General features: G+C 73.0%; 14 protein-coding genes. 8 read left to right on the top strand and 6 right to left on the bottom strand.

The window, feature by feature from the left end:
* Position 1: 1 nt before the first annotated feature.
* On the bottom strand, positions 2–625 hold the full coding sequence (locus tag ABD832_RS25405; protein WP_344899679.1) for a TetR/AcrR family transcriptional regulator: 624 nt from the start codon (positions 623–625) through the stop codon (positions 2–4).
* 375 nt (positions 626–1,000) lie between these two features.
* On the opposite strand from ABD832_RS25405, the gene ABD832_RS25400 reads away from it, so the two are divergent.
* Positions 1,001–1,630 carry an HAD family hydrolase gene (locus ABD832_RS25400; protein ID WP_344899677.1) on the top strand — a complete coding sequence of 210 codons (630 nt, stop codon included), beginning with the start codon at positions 1,001–1,003 and terminating at the stop codon, positions 1,628–1,630.
* 90 nt (positions 1,631–1,720) lie between these two features.
* Entirely contained in the window at positions 1,721–2,119 is a 399-nt protein-coding gene (locus tag ABD832_RS25395; protein ID WP_344899675.1) for a cold-shock protein, read from the top strand.
* 53 nt (positions 2,120–2,172) lie between these two features.
* On the opposite strand, the gene ABD832_RS25390 is transcribed toward ABD832_RS25395, so the two are convergent.
* Positions 2,173–3,765: an MFS transporter gene (locus tag ABD832_RS25390; RefSeq protein ID WP_344899673.1), complete on the bottom strand. Its 1,593-nt coding sequence runs from the start codon at positions 3,763–3,765 to the stop codon at positions 2,173–2,175.
* 181 nt (positions 3,766–3,946) lie between these two features.
* Here ABD832_RS25390 and ABD832_RS25385 point away from each other — a divergent pair, with 181 nt between their 5' ends.
* Together ABD832_RS25385 and ABD832_RS25380 are read left to right on the top strand one after the other, a co-directional pair.
* Positions 3,947–4,765 (top strand): DUF3027 domain-containing protein, encoded by an 819-nt coding sequence (locus ABD832_RS25385; RefSeq protein WP_344899671.1) that lies wholly within the window; start codon positions 3,947–3,949, stop codon positions 4,763–4,765.
* A 294-nt stretch (positions 4,766–5,059) separates the two neighbouring features.
* Positions 5,060–8,332 carry a sacsin N-terminal ATP-binding-like domain-containing protein gene (locus ABD832_RS25380; protein WP_344899669.1) on the top strand — a complete coding sequence of 1,091 codons (3,273 nt, stop codon included), beginning with the start codon at positions 5,060–5,062 and terminating at the stop codon, positions 8,330–8,332.
* 107 nt (positions 8,333–8,439) lie between these two features.
* On the opposite strand, the gene ABD832_RS25375 is transcribed toward ABD832_RS25380, so the two are convergent.
* A complete protein-coding gene (locus ABD832_RS25375) occupies positions 8,440–8,700 on the bottom strand; it encodes a DUF2530 domain-containing protein (RefSeq protein ID WP_344899666.1) in 261 nt (86 codons plus the stop codon).
* A gap of 215 nt (positions 8,701–8,915) precedes the next feature.
* Between ABD832_RS25375 and ABD832_RS25370 the strand changes: the two genes are divergently transcribed.
* Complete coding sequence (locus ABD832_RS25370; RefSeq protein WP_344899664.1) at positions 8,916–10,301, top strand: NCS2 family permease; 1,386 nt, start codon at positions 8,916–8,918, stop codon at positions 10,299–10,301.
* A 72-nt stretch (positions 10,302–10,373) separates the two neighbouring features.
* On the opposite strand, the gene ABD832_RS25365 is transcribed toward ABD832_RS25370, so the two are convergent.
* Together ABD832_RS25365 and ABD832_RS25360 are read right to left on the bottom strand one after the other, a co-directional pair.
* Complete coding sequence (locus ABD832_RS25365) at positions 10,374–11,246, bottom strand: hypothetical protein (RefSeq protein ID WP_344899663.1); 873 nt, start codon at positions 11,244–11,246, stop codon at positions 10,374–10,376.
* Between the two features lie 107 nt (positions 11,247–11,353).
* Positions 11,354–11,638 carry a hypothetical protein gene (locus tag ABD832_RS25360; protein WP_344899661.1) on the bottom strand — a complete coding sequence of 95 codons (285 nt, stop codon included), beginning with the start codon at positions 11,636–11,638 and terminating at the stop codon, positions 11,354–11,356.
* A gap of 285 nt (positions 11,639–11,923) precedes the next feature.
* Between ABD832_RS25360 and ABD832_RS25355 the strand changes: the two genes are divergently transcribed.
* Genes ABD832_RS25355 through thpR form a run of 3 tightly spaced genes read left to right on the top strand, consistent with a single transcriptional unit; the run spans position 11,924 to position 14,407 of the window.
* The gene (locus ABD832_RS25355) at positions 11,924–12,385 is read left to right on the top strand and encodes a MarR family winged helix-turn-helix transcriptional regulator (RefSeq protein ID WP_344899659.1); all 462 of its coding nucleotides are present in this window, start codon (positions 11,924–11,926) and stop codon (positions 12,383–12,385) included.
* 44 nt (positions 12,386–12,429) lie between these two features.
* On the top strand, positions 12,430–13,833 hold the full coding sequence (locus ABD832_RS25350; protein ID WP_344899657.1) for an MFS transporter: 1,404 nt from the start codon (positions 12,430–12,432) through the stop codon (positions 13,831–13,833).
* Entirely contained in the window at positions 13,790–14,407 is a 618-nt protein-coding gene (thpR, locus tag ABD832_RS25345) for an RNA 2',3'-cyclic phosphodiesterase (RefSeq protein ID WP_344899655.1), read from the top strand. The genes ABD832_RS25350 and thpR overlap by 44 nt, the downstream gene beginning before the upstream one ends.
* 149 nt (positions 14,408–14,556) lie before the next feature.
* On the opposite strand, the gene ABD832_RS25340 is transcribed toward thpR, so the two are convergent.
* Entirely contained in the window at positions 14,557–15,525 is a 969-nt protein-coding gene (locus tag ABD832_RS25340) for an aldo/keto reductase (protein ID WP_344899653.1), read from the bottom strand.
* Between the last annotated feature and the right edge of the window lie 102 nt (positions 15,526–15,627).

Here is a 15,627-nt window from a genome sequence, read left to right as displayed (position 1 = left end):
CTCAGACGACCGGCTGGACCGCCGGGTGGGGGAGCAGGCCGAGCGCGAGCCGTACCCAGGCGGAGACGAAGCGATCGCGTTCGGCGCGGCCGGGCGGCTCGCCCACGGTCTCCTGGAACAGCCGGTAGTGCACGACCGCCCCGCCGAGCACGGCCCCGATGGCGTGCCAGTCGGCCTCGACACCGGCGTACTCGGGCTGGGCGTGGAACCACGTGGTGATCGCGTCGAACATGGGCTGCAGCAGGCCCTCGCGCACGGTCGCGACCAGTTCGGGGAACTGGCTCAGGTCGCGGAAGAAGACGCGGGTCAGCTCCCGCTCCTCGCTGACCTTGGCCAGGCCCGCCCTGCACAGGTGGGCCAGCCGCTCCTCGATGCCGGACGAGGTGTCGACGACACCGAACTCGGCCAGGGTCTCGGCGATCTGCACCCGTGTCCGGGCGGCGTGCTCGTTCATCGCCGCGGCCAGCACCTCGTACTTGGACTTGAAGTGGCGATAGAGGCCACCGGCGCCCGGCGACAGCCCCGAGGCGGCCTCGATCTCGGCCACCGAGGTCGCCGCGTAACCTCGTTCGGCGAACAGGCGCAGGGACTCGTCGATGATCCGCTCGCGCGTCGATCTGGTCATTTCTCTGCCGATACCTCCACGGTGACCTTATCCAGTGCCGGGAACCGGTGCGGAGCACGCCCGGCCGCGCCGCGCCGGTCCGAGCCGGTCCGGCCGCGCGAAGGCGGAACGTCCGCGTGGAGACGGACCACCTGTGCGCAGGCGGATCCCCCGCACGGAGACGGACCGCCCGCGTGGAGACGGATCCCTCGTGCGCAGGCGGACCTCCCGTGCACCTCGGGAAGAGCGCGCCGCCTTCCGCATAAGTAAACACTTTCCCGCGGAGTGCCACGACGGGGGCGTCGGCAGCGGGATTTGAGTTAGCCATATTTAAGGTGATTTGGCATTCTCTGAGGGGTTATAGCGGAATCGTCTCCGCGTAGTCGAGAAGGAACGGTGAGTGACCCGATGAACTCGGTGGGGTTCGACCTCGATCTGACGCTCGCGGACACGCGTGCCGGTATCGCCGCGACCTTCGACGAGGTGTCGGCGCGTATCGGCGTCCCCATCGACACCGCCGTCGTGCTGAGCAGGCTGGGGCCACCGCTGGAGTGGGAGCTGGCCCACTGGATGCCCGCGGAGGAGGTCCCCGCCGTCGCGAGCCTCTACCGGGAGCTGTACGCGTCGATCGCCGTCCCCGTCACCACCCCCATGCCCGGTGCCCGCGAGGCCGTGAAGGCCGTGCGCCGGGCGGGGGGCAGGGTCATCGTGGTGACGGCGAAGAACGTCCACGACGCGACGCGCACGGTCGAGTTCCTCGGCCTGGAGGTGGACGAGGTCGCCGGTTCGGTCTTCGGGGCGGCCAAGGGAACGGCCCTCGCGGCGTTCGGCGCCGCCGCCTATGTCGGGGACCACGTCGCGGACATCGACGCGGCGCGGTCAGGAGGGACCTTCAGCGTGGCGGTGGCGACGGGTCCCTGCTCGGCGGGGGAGTTGCGCGATCACGGAGCCGACGTGATCCTGAAAGATCTGACCGAGTTCGCCGAATGGTTCGAAGGCTGGAGAACCGTCGTCGTTCCCGCGTAATTCGGGGCTCGATATGCGGTCGCTCCCGGCGCCCGCTGGGCATAACCTACATCCATTCCTTTTCACGACAGTCTGAACGAGGTCACCCCTGTGCCGAGTGGCAAGGTCAAGTGGTACGACGCCGACAAGGGATTCGGCTTCCTCACCCGCGACGACGGCGGTGAGGTCTTCGTGCATTCTTCCGCGCTGCCCTCCGGCGTGGAATCCCTCAAGCCGGGCCAGAAGGTCGAGTTCGGCGTGGCCGAGGGACGCCGCGGCCAGCAGGCCCTGTCGGTCCGGGTGATCGACCAGCCCCCGACGCTCGCGAAGACCGCCAAGCCGAAGGGCAAGCGCAAGAAGCCCGACGAGATGGTCGTCATCGTGGAGGACCTGATCAAGCTCCTCGACACGGTCTCCACGTCGTACCAGAAGGGCAAGCAGCCCGAGGCCGCGCACGCGAAGAAGATCGCGGCCGTCCTGCGGGCCGTGGCCGACGACCTGGACGACTGACACCCCGCCCGGCCGTCCTGGACGGCCGGGACCCGCCCCGGCCCGGGGACGGCTCAGCCGTGCGGGTTGGTCAGCGGCCTGGTCCGCTTCTCGGCCGGGGGGTCGGCGTGCCGCACCACCGCGGTGGTCGTCCCGCCCGGCCACGGCCTGCCCCACGCGTCCTGGGGCGAGGAGCCTCCCGCGGGGGCCGGGACGTCGTCCGGGGAGGACGTCCCCCGGGCGGCCTCCACCCGGGCCTCCACGTCGCGGACCCGTCCGCGACGCCGGACCAGCAGCCAGCCGAGCGAACCCGCCAGCACCGCGGACATCGCGGCGAGCCCGGCCGACCCGGAGGCGAACAGCGAGAGCCAGAGCCCGACCAGGCCGCCCAGCACCCAGGCGATCTGCAGGAACGCCTCCACCACGCCGAACGTGGAGGAGCGCACCTCCTCGCCGATCTCGCGCTGCACGACCGCGTCCAGCGCGAGCTTGCCCAGGCCCTGGGCGAACGCCGCCACCAGGGCGACCGCGACCGCGCTCCACATCTGGAAGACGACCGCCGCCAGCACGGTGATCGCGGTCGTCACCGCCAGCGTGGCCAGCACGATGACCTGCGGGGAGTGGTTGCGCACCCAGGAGGCCACCGCCGTGCCCGCCAGCCCTCCGGCTCCGGCGGCCACGGCCAGCACGCCGATCGCCACCGTGGGCGGCAGGCCGGGCAGGTTCCTGTCCTGGACCAGGAACAGCAGGTAGAACAGCAGGAAACCGGAGAAGACGCGGACGGCCACGTTGGCGTACATCGCCTCGGCCACCACCGGCCCCACGTTGAGCATGGTGCGCCAGCGGTGCGGCCGGTCCTCGCCCTGCTCGTCCAGGCCCTCCAGGTCGGGGGAGTCGACGTGCCGGGGGAGCCGTACCGCCAGCACGCCCTGGAGCAGGAAGAGCACGGTCGCGGCGCGCAGCACCCACTCGGCGCCCAGCCAGGCGCTGGCACCGGCGCCGATCGGCACCGCGATGCCCGCGCTGACCAGCGCGAACAGGGCCACCCTGGCGTTGGCCGTGACCAGCGCGATGTCGGCGGGCAGCACGCTCGGCATGATCGCCGCCCGGGAGACGTTGTAGGCCTTCGACAGCACCAGCACGGCCAGCGCGGCCGGGAAGATCGTGAACACGTCGCCCGGGACGATCGCCGCGGCCATGGCGAAGCAGAGCAGGCCGCGGCCGAAGAGGGTGCCGGCCATCACGAAGCGCCGCCCCGAGCGGAACCGGTCCAGGACCGGGCCGACGAACGGCGCCACCACCACGAACGGGATCATCGTGATCAGCAGGTAGAGGGCGACCTGGCCGCGCGCCTCGTTGACCGGGAGCTTGAACAGCGTCCCGGCCAGGGCGGCGGTGACCAGGGCGTCACCCGCGCTGTGCGCCGCGGTCAGCTCGATCAGCTGGCCCAGCCCGGTGCGGTCCGCCCCCTGGGCGTGGGTCAGCCGCCGCGCGGCCCGGCCCATCCGCCGGGTGCCGCCGACCGCGCCACGGCCCGCCCGCGCCGCCGTACGGCCGGTGCCCCGCCCGGCCCGCACGCCCGCGCGCCCGGCCGCGGACACCGACCGGCCCACCTGCCGGGAGGCCTCACCCGCCGCCTGCCGCACCCGCTCCCACCCCGCTGCCACGTATCCAGTCATACCCGAAGGGCGGGTGAGTTGTCCGGTGCGGTTGGTCACTCACAGGGTGATCGGCGGTCCGCGGTGCCGTTCGCTCCGGTCATGGGTGAGAATGAACTGTGAGTGAGCGCAGCGAGCGAGCCAGTAGGGACAGCAGCCGTGGTGCTGCGAGGCTGACGGGAGACGACTCGTGAGCCGGACTCGATCCCGCGCCGTGGTCCTCGACCAGGCGTGCGTCGCGGCCGTCGACCTTGCCCGCAGGGCGGTCGAGGAGAACGTCAAGCCCGAGCAGGTGGGCGAGCACCTCGGGGTGGAGGGCGAGGGCGACCGCGTCGTCACCCATTACTTCGCCTGCCTGGACCCCGCCTACCGGGGCTGGCGCTGGGCCGTCACCGTGGCCCGCGCCTCCCGCGCGCGCAACGTGACGGTCAGCGAGGTCGTGCTCCTGCCCGGGACGGGCGCGCTGATGCCGCCGCAGTGGGTGCCGTGGAGCGAGCGGCTGCGCCCCGGCGACCTCGGCGTGGGCGACCTGCTGCCCACCTCCGACGACGACGACCGGCTCGCGCCCGGTTTCACCGAGACCGACGACGAGACCGACCATCAGATGATCTTCGAGTACGGTCTCGGCCGTGCCCGGGTGCTCTCCCCGATCGGCCGTGACCGCGCCGTGCGCCGCTGGCACTCCGGCGAGTCCGGGCCGCACACCCCGCTCGCGCACGCCGCCCCGGCCCAGTGCTCCACCTGCGGCTTCTACTGGCCGCTCGCGGGCGCGCTGCGCACCGGCTTCGGCGTCTGCGCCAACGAGTACGCCCCCGACGACGGGCGGGTGGTGGCCGCCGACCACGGGTGCGGCGCGCACTCCGAGGCCGCGGTGCTGCCGCACCAGGTCGAGCCGGCCTCGCCGATCCTCGACGACCTCTCCTACGACACCGCCGAGAACCCGGAGAGCGGGCCCGAGCTGGCCGGTTCGGTGGACGAGACCGCCTCCGAGCCGCTCGGCCACTCCTGACCGGGGACGCCGCCCGGCCCCTTCCGACGCAAAGAACCCGGGACCGCCCGTGACCGGGCGGTCCCGGGGGTTCTCCTCCGGCGGCCCCCTCCGGGCCGCCCCGCCGCCGACCCGCCCGGTCGCCGCCGGCCGGCCACGCTCCCGGTGGCGTCCCGGCCGTCCGGTCCGGCTCCGGGCACCGGGCGGCGCGGCGTGCGCCCCCGGACGGGCACGCACGCCGGATGATCGTGTACGCCCGGACGATCGGACGCGACAGACGGCCCACGGGGGCCCCGACCTTTGGAAAGCATCGCCTTGACTGACATCTTCGGTACCGAACGCCTGCGCTCCGCCGTCCTGGCCGCCTGGACCGCCTCGCCCGCGCGTTTCCGCGAGGACGCCAACGCCGAGGAGGACTTCGCGCTCGGCGGCTACCGCGACCGGCTGATCGTCGAGCTCGCCCAGAACGCCGCGGACGCGGCACTGCGCGCGGGCGTCCCCGGGCGGCTGCGCCTCTCGCTGCGCGAGGGCGTGCTCTCGGCCGCCAACACCGGCGCCCCCGTGGACAGGGCCGGGATCGAGGGCCTGTCCACGCTGCGCGTCTCCGCCAAGCGGGACGAGACCCGCGCGGCCGGCCGGTTCGGCGTCGGGTTCGCGGCCGTGGTGTCGGTCTGCGACGAGCCGGTGATCGGCTCCCTGGGCTCGGGGGTCGTGCGCTGGTCCCGTGACCGGACCGCGGCCCTGGTGGCCGCCGAGCCCGTGCTGGCCAAGGAGCTCGCCGAGCGCGGCGGGCACGTCCCGCTGCTGCGCCTGCCCTTCCCGTCCGGGTCGGTCGAGATCCCCGCCGGGTTCGACACGCTCGTACGGCTGCCGCTCCGCGACGAGGCCGCCGTGGACGCCGTACGGGCGATGCTCCGCCAGACCAGCCCCGCGCTGCTGCTGGGCCTGCCCGCGCTGGAGTCGATCGAGATCGACCTGGACGGGGAGACCAGGACGGTCACCGCGGAGGGCTGGAAGGTCGTCTCCGCCTCCGGGACGTTCACCCCCGAGCAGGTGGCCGGGCTCTTCGCCGACCGGCCGACCGAGGAGCGCTCCCGGCCGTACTGGCTGGTCCGCTGGGCGGTGCCCGTCGCGGGCACGGCCCTCGCCCCCGAGCCCGTCTCCGGCCCCGCGCCGGGCTCCGCGTCTGGCTCCGTGCCCGCGTCCCTCGCCGTCTCCGTCTCCGGGACGCCGGACGGGGAGCCGGTGCCGCTGCCCGCCCTGGTGCCGCCCGTGGTGCACGCGCCCACACCGAGCGACGAGCCGCTGGACCTGCCCGCCCTGCTGATCGCCTCGTTCCCGATGGCCACCGACCGCAGGCACGTGGCACCGGGCCCGCTGGCCGACTTCCTGGTCGAGCGCGCGGCCGACACCTACCTGGAGCTGCTCGCGCGGCTGCCCCGCACGCCCCGGCTCCTCGACCTCGTCCCGGGCCTGATGGGCAAGGGCGAGCTCGACGCCCGCATCCGCCGGGCCATCCTGCGCAGGCTCCCGGACGCGCCGCTGCTGCCGGCCCTGTCCCCGCCCGCGGACCCCGCGGCCTCCTCGGGCTCCTCGGCCTCCTCGGCGTTCGCGGACTTCGGCCTCGTCGACCCCGGCACGCCCGAGGCCCCGGTTCCGGCCTCCCCCGCCACCTCCTCGGCCGCCCCCGTACCCGGTGAGGACCTCGTCGTCTCCGGGCGGCAGGCCTCCGTGGTGGCGGCGCCTGCGGAGCTGCTGGACAGGGTCGCCCCGATGATCCCGGGCCTGCTGCCCGCGGGGTGGCCGTCCCGGCATCCGGCGATCACCGCCCTCGGTGTCAGGAAGGTACAGCTCTCCGACATCGTGGACATGCTCTCCGGCGACGCCGTCAAGGACAGGGACCCGGCCTGGTGGCGGTCGCTGTACGAGGTGCTGCCCGCCGACGACCCCGAGGCGCTCGGCGCGCTGCCCGTCCCGCTCGCCGACGGCCGCCTGGTCAGGGGACCGCGCGGCACCCTGCTGCTCACCGGCGGCACCGGCGGCACCGGCTCCGGCGACTCGGCGCTGGACCCCGCCGTCCTGGCGCCCCTGGGACTGCGCGTGGTGCACCCGGACGCCGCCCACCCCCTTCTGCTGCGGCTCGGCGCGGGCGAGGCGACCCCCCGCACGGTCCTGGAGGACCCGCTGACCCGCTCGGCCGTGTCGGAGTCGCTGGAGCGCCCCGACCCCGAACCGGTGGCCCGGGCGGTGCTCGCGCTGGTCGACGCCGCCGGGCTGACCCCGGGGGAGGAGCCCTGGCTGGCGGAGCTGGCGCTGCGCGGCGCCGACGGCGAGCTGTACCCGGCGGGCGAGCTGCTGCTGGCCGACGGCGCGCTGGCCGGGCTGCTCGACGCCGAGACGCACTTCGGCACGGCCGCGCCCGAGCTGGTGGAGCGCTACGGCCCCAGGGTTCTCGCCGCGACCGGCGTGCTCGACGGCTTCGCGGTGGTCAACGACACCGACGTCATGATCGATCCGGACGAGTGCGACCACGACCTGGACCGCGAGGACGAGTGGCTGGAGACCGTCCTCGACCTGCTGCCCGAGATGGACGTCCCGCCGATCGCCCGGGAGTTCTCCGCCGTCCGCGACCTGGAGTACGTCGCCGACTGGCCGGCCGCCCTCGCCCTGCTGTCGCGCCCGCCGCTGCGCTCGGTCCTGCACCCGCTGCGGATCCTGGTGACGGGGGAGGTCGTGGAGGTGCCCTCCTACACCGCGTGGTGGCTCTCCACGCACCCCGTGCTGGGCGGCAGGCGTCCCACGCAGCTGCGGCTCCCGGCGGGCGACCCGCTGCTGTTCGGCCTGTACGGGGACGCCCCGGCGGTCGTGGACGAGGCGGCGCTGGCGATGATCGGCGTCCGGAGCACCCTGGCCGAGCTGCTGGCCTCGCACGGCGGCCCCGACGAGCTGCTCGACCTGCTCGGCGACCCGTCCGTGGAGGTCGACCGGGCCCAGCTGCGCTCCCTGTGGGTGGCCCTGGCGGCCGTCGACCCGTCCCGTGTCGCACCCCCGCGCTCGGTACGCGCCGTCCTCGGGGGCGAGGTCGTCGTGGTGGACGCGGAGGACGGCCGTACGCTGTCCGCCGACGGCCGGGGCGAGACGGACGGGCCGGGCGAGCCGGTCGTGGTCGAGGCCCCGGACCTGCTGCCGCTCGTCGCCGGCCGGCCGCTGATCCTGGCCCCGTTCGACCTGGCCGAGGCGCTGTCGGAGCTGCTGGACCTGCCGCTGGCCGGTGAGGAGGCGGCCGGGGAGGTGACGTCCTCGGGCGAGGTCCGCGACGTCCCGCCCGCGGTGCGATCGCTGCTGCCCACCGCGCCCGCGCGCTACGTGGCGCACGAGAACCTGCTGGTGGACGGCGTCCCCGCCGCCTGGCGCTTCTTCGAGGGCACGGTGCACGCCTCGGGCGTGGAGGGGCTGGCGCGCGGGCTCGCCTGGGCGTCCGGCCAGTGGGGCGACCGTCTCGCGGTGGCCGCGCTGCTGCGGGATCCGGCGGCGGTGCCGCTGCTGCTGGCCGAGGCCGACCTGGACAGCTGGACCGCCTCCACCTAGGCGGGGCCTCCGCGGGGCCGTCGGCGGCGCTGCCCGTCCGTACCGTGATCCGGGCGGGCGGCCCCGTGCGGGTCCGCGTCCGATGGGCCCGGGCCGGGGCGGCGGCCCTACAGGATCGCCGTGGTCGGCTCGATCGGCTCCTCGTCCGGAGGCAGCCGGCGCCGGTCACGGCGGCGGACGAACCACATGCCGAACAGGCCCCCGCAGATGCCGGAGACGCACGTCCAGATCCACCAGCGCTGCCCGGGATCGGGCTGCACGAGCAGGAGCACCACCAGGGCGACGGCCCACAGAACCGTGCCCACGAGGATCGTGAGCGTGTCGTTGGTCTTCAACGGCTGCAGATCCGGAGGGCGTGGCTGGTTCACGCGCTCCAGACTAGGTGATGGCATCCCACTGTTCGCAAAACGGATTACGACAAGGCGCGAATCCGTCTCGAAACCATCACCATCGGTGGCCGGTACTTCCCTGGAGGGGAGGTCAATGTCACTCTGCGTGAGTGAAAGATGTCATACCTTCCCGAAGCAGTGGACTTGACCGGTTCTTTTTCATCTCCGACCGGGGCTCCACCGTCGGCCGAGAGGTGCGCGGCGGGTTCGCCACGTTCTTCACGATGGCCTACATCGTCGTGCTCAACCCTCTGATCATCGCGACCGTGAAGGACGCCGAGGGGCAGTTCATCGGCGACGGAAGCGCTCCCAACATCCCGCTCGTCGCGGCCGGTACCGCCCTGGTGGCGGGCCTGCTCAGCATCCTGATGGGGGTCATCGGCAAGGTTCCCTTCGCGATGGCCGCCGGTCTCGGCCTGAACGCCTTCGTCACCTACGGCATCGCCACCCAGATGTCCTGGGAGTCGGCGATGGGGCTGGTGTTCCTGGAAGGTGTGATCATCGCGATCCTGGTGCTGACCGGGTTCCGCACCGCCGTGTTCAACGCCATCCCGTCGCAGCTCAAGACCGCCATCAGCGTCGGCATCGGACTGTTCATCGCCCTGATCGGCTTCGTGGACGCCGGTTTCGTCCGCCGCGTCGCGGCCGGGCCGCCGCTGGAGCTGGGCATCGCGGGCTCGCTGACGAGCTGGCCGATCTTCGTCTTCGTGGTCGGCCTGCTGCTGATCGTGGTGCTGGTGGCGCGCAGGACCAGGGGCGCCATCCTGATCGGCATCCTGGCCACCACCGTGCTCGCGATCGTCGTGGAGGCCATCGCCAAGGTCGGCGCCTCGACGGTGCCGGGCAAGGCCCCCAACCCCGCGGGCTGGCAGCTCGTCGTCCCCCGGCTGCCCGAGCAGGTCTTCGGGTTCAACAACCCGCTGGTGCTGTTCCGCGAGTTCGACCCCTTCGGCGCCTTCGGCTCCGTCTCGGCCATCCTGGCGCTGCTGCTCATCTTCAGCCTGCTGATCACCGACTTCTTCGACACCATGGGCACGATCGTGGGCGTCGGCGGGCAGGCCGGGCTGCTGCGCGAGGACGGCACCCTGCCCAGGACCCGGGAGATCCTCCTCGTCGACTCGATCGGCGCGGCGGCCGGAGGCGCGGCCTCGGTCTCCTCCAACACCACCTACATCGAGTCGGCCGCCGGTGTCGGCGAGGGCGCGCGCACCGGCCTGGCGAGCGTCGTCACCGGCGTGCTCTTCCTGCTGGCGATCTTCATCTCGCCGCTGGTCGCGGTGGTCCCGTACGAGGCCGCCGCCCCCGCGCTGGTCGTGGTCGGCTTCCTGATGATGACCGCGATCCGCGAGATCGACTTCACCGACTACGGGATCTCCATCCCGGCGTTCCTGACGATCGTCCTCATGCCGTTCACGTACTCGATCGCGACCGGCATCGGGGCGGGCTTCGTCACCTACGTCCTGATCAAGGCCGTCACCGGCAAGGCCCGCGAGGTGCACCCGCTGATGTGGACGGTCGCCGGGCTGTTCGTGATCTACTTCGCCCTCGGCCCGATCAAGACCCTGCTCGGCCTGGGCTGAGCGGTACGCCCGAGGCCGTCATGGCGACTGCTTCCACCGTCGCCATGACGGCCTTCGCCCACGCCGGGGCGATCACCCCTCGCACCTGCCGTAGGCGGTGAGCACCTGCAGGGCGCGCAGGGTCTCGACGCCCCGGTACTCGAGGGTGGCGGCGGCGCCCGGTGGCTCCCAGGTGATGGCCCACCCCCCGTCCGGCTGCCGGTCCTTCGTCAGCCGGTCGAGATGGCCCTCGATCACGTCGTCGGGGAACAGCCGGCGCCAGTGGCTTTCGGGGGTGGGGGCGAGGTGCAGCGGGGTGACGCCGTAGCCCGGGTCCGCGGGATCGGCACGGTACCAGCTCAGCTCGGGAAGCCACGCTCCCACCCGCTCGGCGGCGGATTCGGCCCGGTCGCGGTCGGGGACGTGCTCGAGGAAGACCATCGTCTCGGACATGGCGTGCGCGTCCTTCGGAAAGCCCTTCTCCAGTTCCGCCCAGCAGCCCTCGGTGGCCCGGGTGAGCCAGGGGTGCTCCACCCCCATCCGGTGGAGCAGCCCGGCCAGCCCTGCGGTGGGATTCAGCCCCGGCGCGTACGTCCAGTCGGACCAGTGCCCGGCCCTCGGGTAGCCCTCCATGACCGGCAGGGACAGGGGCACCAGCCCGTCCGGCGCGGCGACCGTGGCCAGCCAGTCGCACGCGCGCGACACCATCTGCCCGCCGGCCGGGGAGCCGGCCGTCACCAGTGTCTGGAAGGCGGTCTCCACGTCGATGGGCAGGCTGGCGGGGCAGCGCTTGTCGGGTTCGAGACCGTGGCCGAAGCCGCCGTCGGGGTTCTGGTAGCCGCGCAGGGAGTCCACGACCCCGTCGGCGGATGCCCCCTCGAAAAGGGTGGCGAACAGGCGCCGTTCGAGCAGGCGCCCCTCGCGGAGCAGGAAGTCGCGCGCGCTGCCGAAGATGTCATCGCTCATGGCGTCCATGCTGGCCGGGCACCGGTCCGATCGTCTTGAACGAATCGGACACGGTGCCGCGCGGGTTCCGGCGATCCGGCCGGGGACGGCCCGGGGTGACGGGCGGGTCAGGCGACGAAGTCGCTGCCCATCTTGATCTCCTCGTTGCCGATCAGCAGGTGGTAGTGGGTGCGCACGCCCTGTTCGACCCGGACCTTGAAGGTCCTGCCGTCGGGAAGGGTGCCGTCGAGGTGGTCGCCCAGGAAGGTCGTCTCGGCGTCCTGCGCCTCGCCGTCGACGAACAGGCGGTGGTGGTTGCCGACCCCGCGGCCGGTCTTGCTCTCCACGGCGATGGTGTGACCGTCGTAGACCACTTCGGCGCGTCCCTGGAAGAGGGTCTCCTTGATTCCCATGTCGGTCGTCCTTTCCCGTTCGGTGGCAGTGGCCGGGCGACTACCCCGTCGCCAGGGATATAAGCGGACCAAAACCCCCGCGCCTCGGCAGGGGCCCGGCGGAGGGGACGTGGCCCCACGGCCTGCCCGAGGCGTCTTCCGGGGCCGTCCCGGGCCGGTGCGGGCGCTTCGGGCCGGGGTTCGACGAACCCCCGGCCGTCTGGGACGCTGTACGGCCCGCGCCGAGCAGGACCCCCGTGGAGGGAATCCCGTGCACCCCTATATAGTTAGCAAAGGTAATGACTTATGCTAACGAATCTTCCCAAGAAGGACCACGCCGCCAGCCTGCGCAGCGACGCCGGTCTGGCCTCGGCGTTGCGCGTGTCCATGGCGCGGCTGAACAGGCGCCTGCGCAGGCAGGCCGCGGTGCACTCGCTGACGCCCACCCACCTCGCGACGCTCGCCACGGTGGAGCGAAATCCCGGGATAACCCCCGGCGAGCTGGCCGACCTCGAGAAGGTGCAACCGCCCTCGATGACCCGCGTGATCGCCGCGCTGGCCGAGCGGGGGCTGGTGTCACGTACGCCGCATCCGACCGACCGGCGCCAGGTGAGCGTGAGCCTGACCGAGGAGGGCTCGACCCTGCTCGGGGAGGAGCGGCGGCTCAAGGAGGCGTGGCTGACGCAGCGGCTGAAGGAGCTGGCCCCCGAGGAGAGGGCGGTGCTCCGGCAGGCGGCTCCGATCCTGGAGAAGCTCAGCCGGATCTAGCCGACCCCGAGGAACCCGGGAGTCCCGCGGTCCCGGTCCCCGCGGTGACCGCGGACGTCCAGAAGGCTCCGGAGGTCCGGAAGACTCCGGAGGTCCAGGAGGTCCAGGAGGTCCAGGAGGTCCAGGAGGTCCAGGAGGCCCCGGACCTCGGGAAGACCCCGGACGCCCCGGCGGCCTCGGGGGACGCGCCCGGGACGCGGGGCGGGATGTTCCGCTCGCTGCGCATCCACAACTACCGGCTGTTCGCCGCCGGAGGGGTGGTCTCCAACGTCGGCACCTGGATGCAGCGCACCGCCCAGGACTGGCTGGTGCTCGACCTGACGAACGGCAGCGCCTCCGCGCTGGGCCTGACCGTCGCGCTGCAGTTCCTGCCGCTGCTGCTGTTCGGCCTCTGGGGCGGCGTGCTCGCCGACCGCTATCCCAAGCGTCCGCTGCTGCTGGCCGCCCAGTCCCTCATGGGCCTGCTGGCGCTCACCATGGGCGTGCTCACGGTGACCGGCTCGGCGCAGGTCTGGCAGGTGTACGTGATGGCGTTCTCGGTGGGCCTGCTGGCCTGCGTCGAGGTGCCGACCCGCCAGGCGTTCGTGGTGGAGATCGTGGGCCGCGAGGACCTGCCCAACGCGATCGCGCTGAACTCCTCCAGCTTCAACCTGGCCCGCGTGGTCGGCCCGGCCGTCGCCGGTGTCCTGATCCACGCGCTCGGCGGCACCGGCCCGATCTTCATGATCAACGCGCTGTCGTTCGTCGCCGTGATCGGCGGGCTGCTGCTGATGCGCAGGGGCGAGCTGGTCGCCTCCGAGCCGGTGCCCCGGGGCAAGGGGCAGCTGCGTGAGGGGGTGCGTTACGTCATGGCCCGGCCCGAGCTGCTCATGCCGATCCTGCTGCTCGGCTTCGTCTCGCTGTTCACCCAGTCGTTCTCGATGTCGATCGCGCTCATGTCCAAGGAGGTCTTCCGGGCGGGCGCGTCCTCGTTCGGGCTCGCCTCCAGCATGTTCGCGGTGGGAGCGCTGGCCGGGGGACTCATGGCGGCCCGCCGGGTACGGCCCAGCAGGCGGCTGCTGATCGGCGGGGCGGTCTCGTTCGGCCTGTTCCAGATCGCCAGCGGGCTGGCCCTCTGGTACCCCCTCTACCTGGTGCTGCTGGTGCCCGCGGGGATGGCGCTGATCTCGGTGAACACCGCGGCCAACGCGAGCGTGCAGATGGCCACCTCACCGGAGATGCGCGGCCGGGTGATGGGCATATACGTGCTCGTCTTCACCGGCGGGGCCCCGCTGGGCGCGCCGCTGCTCGGCTGGATCTCCGAGCTGGGCGGCCCGCGCGCCGGGGTCGCGGTCGGCGGGGTGCTCACCCTGCTGGGCGTCGGCGCGGCGATGACACTGACGAAGGTGATCAGCAGGAGGACCCGTGCGGTTGTTCGTGGGGCTGACACCGCCCCCGCCGGCGCGTGACGAGCTCGCCCGCGCCCTCGCGTCCTCGCGGGAGCGGCGGCCCGCGCTGCGCTGGCTGGACCCGGCGAACTGGCACGTGACGCTGGCGTTCCTGGGGGAGGTGCCCGGCCGGGCGCTGCCCGGGCTGCGGTCGCGGCTGGGGGACGCCGCCGCGGGCCACGGGCCGATGACGCTCGCGTTCGCCGGGGCCGGGGCGTTCCCGTCGGCGGACGGGGCCCGGGTCCTCTGGACCGGGGTGACCGGCGACCTCCCGCGGCTCGCGCGCCTGGCCGGATCCGTACGGGACGGGGCGCGCGCCGCGCTGGAGGATGCCGCAGGGTCCGCGACGGGCCGGGCGGGCGGGGCCGACCGGCGGTTCGTCCCCCACCTCAGCCTGGCCCGGTGCCGTCCCGGTACGGACGTGCGCGGGCTGGTCGAGGAGTTCGCGCCGTTCTCCGGCGCCTCCTGGGAGGCCGCGAGCGTCCACCTGATGCGCAGCGACGCCGGGACCGCGGCCTCCCGCGGGGGCCGGGTCCGCTACGAGAGCGTCGCGGAATGGCGCCTGGAGGCACGGGCACCCCGTGGGCAGGGCTAGGCTCCAGGGCGTGGATCGTCCCAGTCGCTGGCTTCTGCCCACGGTGCTCGTACTGCTCGTGCTCCTCGTGGTGGTCGGCGCCCTCGTCTCCTAGCCGGTCGACGCCGGTGGGTGCCGGCGGGTGCCGGCCGGCGCCGTCCGGCCACGGGTCACCAGGCGTAGTGCTCGGGCGCCGTCCTGAACCCGGGGAAGATCTCGTCCAGCCGGGCCAGCGCCTTCTCGTCCAGCTCGACCTCCAGCGCCCTGACGGTGCCGTCGAGCTGGTCGATCGTCCGCGGGCCGATGATCGGCGCGGTGACGACCTTCTGGTGGAGCAGCCAGGCCAGCGCCAGGTGGGCCGGGTCCACGCCGAGCTCGTCGGCGAACGCCTCGTAGGCCTCCACCTTGTCGCGGTGCTTCTCCAGCTCCGAGGCCATCTGCGGGGTGGCCGAGCGGCCCTTGTCGATCTTCCGCAGGATGCCGCCGAGCAGGCCGCCCGCGAGCGGGCTCCACGGGATCAGCCCGAGGCCGTAGTCCTCGGCCGCCGGGATCACCTCGAGCTCGGGAGCCCTGACCAGCAGGTTGTAGTGGGACTGCTCCGAGACCAGGCCGAGGGTGTTGCGGCGCCTGGCCTCCTCCTGGGCCTTGGCGATGTGCCAGCCCGCGAAGTTGGACGACCCCACGTACAGGATCTTGCCCTGCTGCTTGAGGACGTCCATCGCCTCCCAGAACTCCTCGAACGGGGTGTTCCGGTCGACGTGGTGTGCCTGGTAGAGGTCGATGTAGTCGGTCTGCATCCGCTTCAGCGACGCGTCGGCCGCCCGGCGGATGTTGAGCGCGGAGAGCCGTCCGTCGTTGGGCCAGTCGCCCATGTCGCCGTAGAGCTTCGTGGCGATCACCGTCTTCTCGCGGCGCCCGCCCCCCTGGGCGAACCATCGGCCGATGATGTTCTCGGTGATGCCCTCGCCCTTCTTCCAGCCGTAGACGTTGGCCGTGTCGAAGAAGTTGATCCCCAGCTCGTGGGCATGATCCATGATCGCGAAGGAGTCGTCCTCCGTGGTCTGGGGGCCGAAGTTCATCGTGCCCAGGCAGAGGCGGCTGACCTTCAGGCCGGTACGGCCGAGCTGCGTGTAATCCATGCGACCCACACTAGGTACCTGGAGTGCACTCTAGGCGAGCGGGGGCGGCGGGAAATCCACGCCGGGGCCCGCCGCGTCTGCGACGCCCACCGGTGCCGCCGG

Source organism: Streptosporangium longisporum (genome assembly GCF_039534895.1).
Lineage (GTDB): Bacteria > Actinomycetota > Actinomycetes > Streptosporangiales > Streptosporangiaceae > Streptosporangium > Streptosporangium longisporum.
Note: the sequence above shows the minus strand (reverse complement) of the source record. Positions and strands in the feature narration are given on the sequence as shown.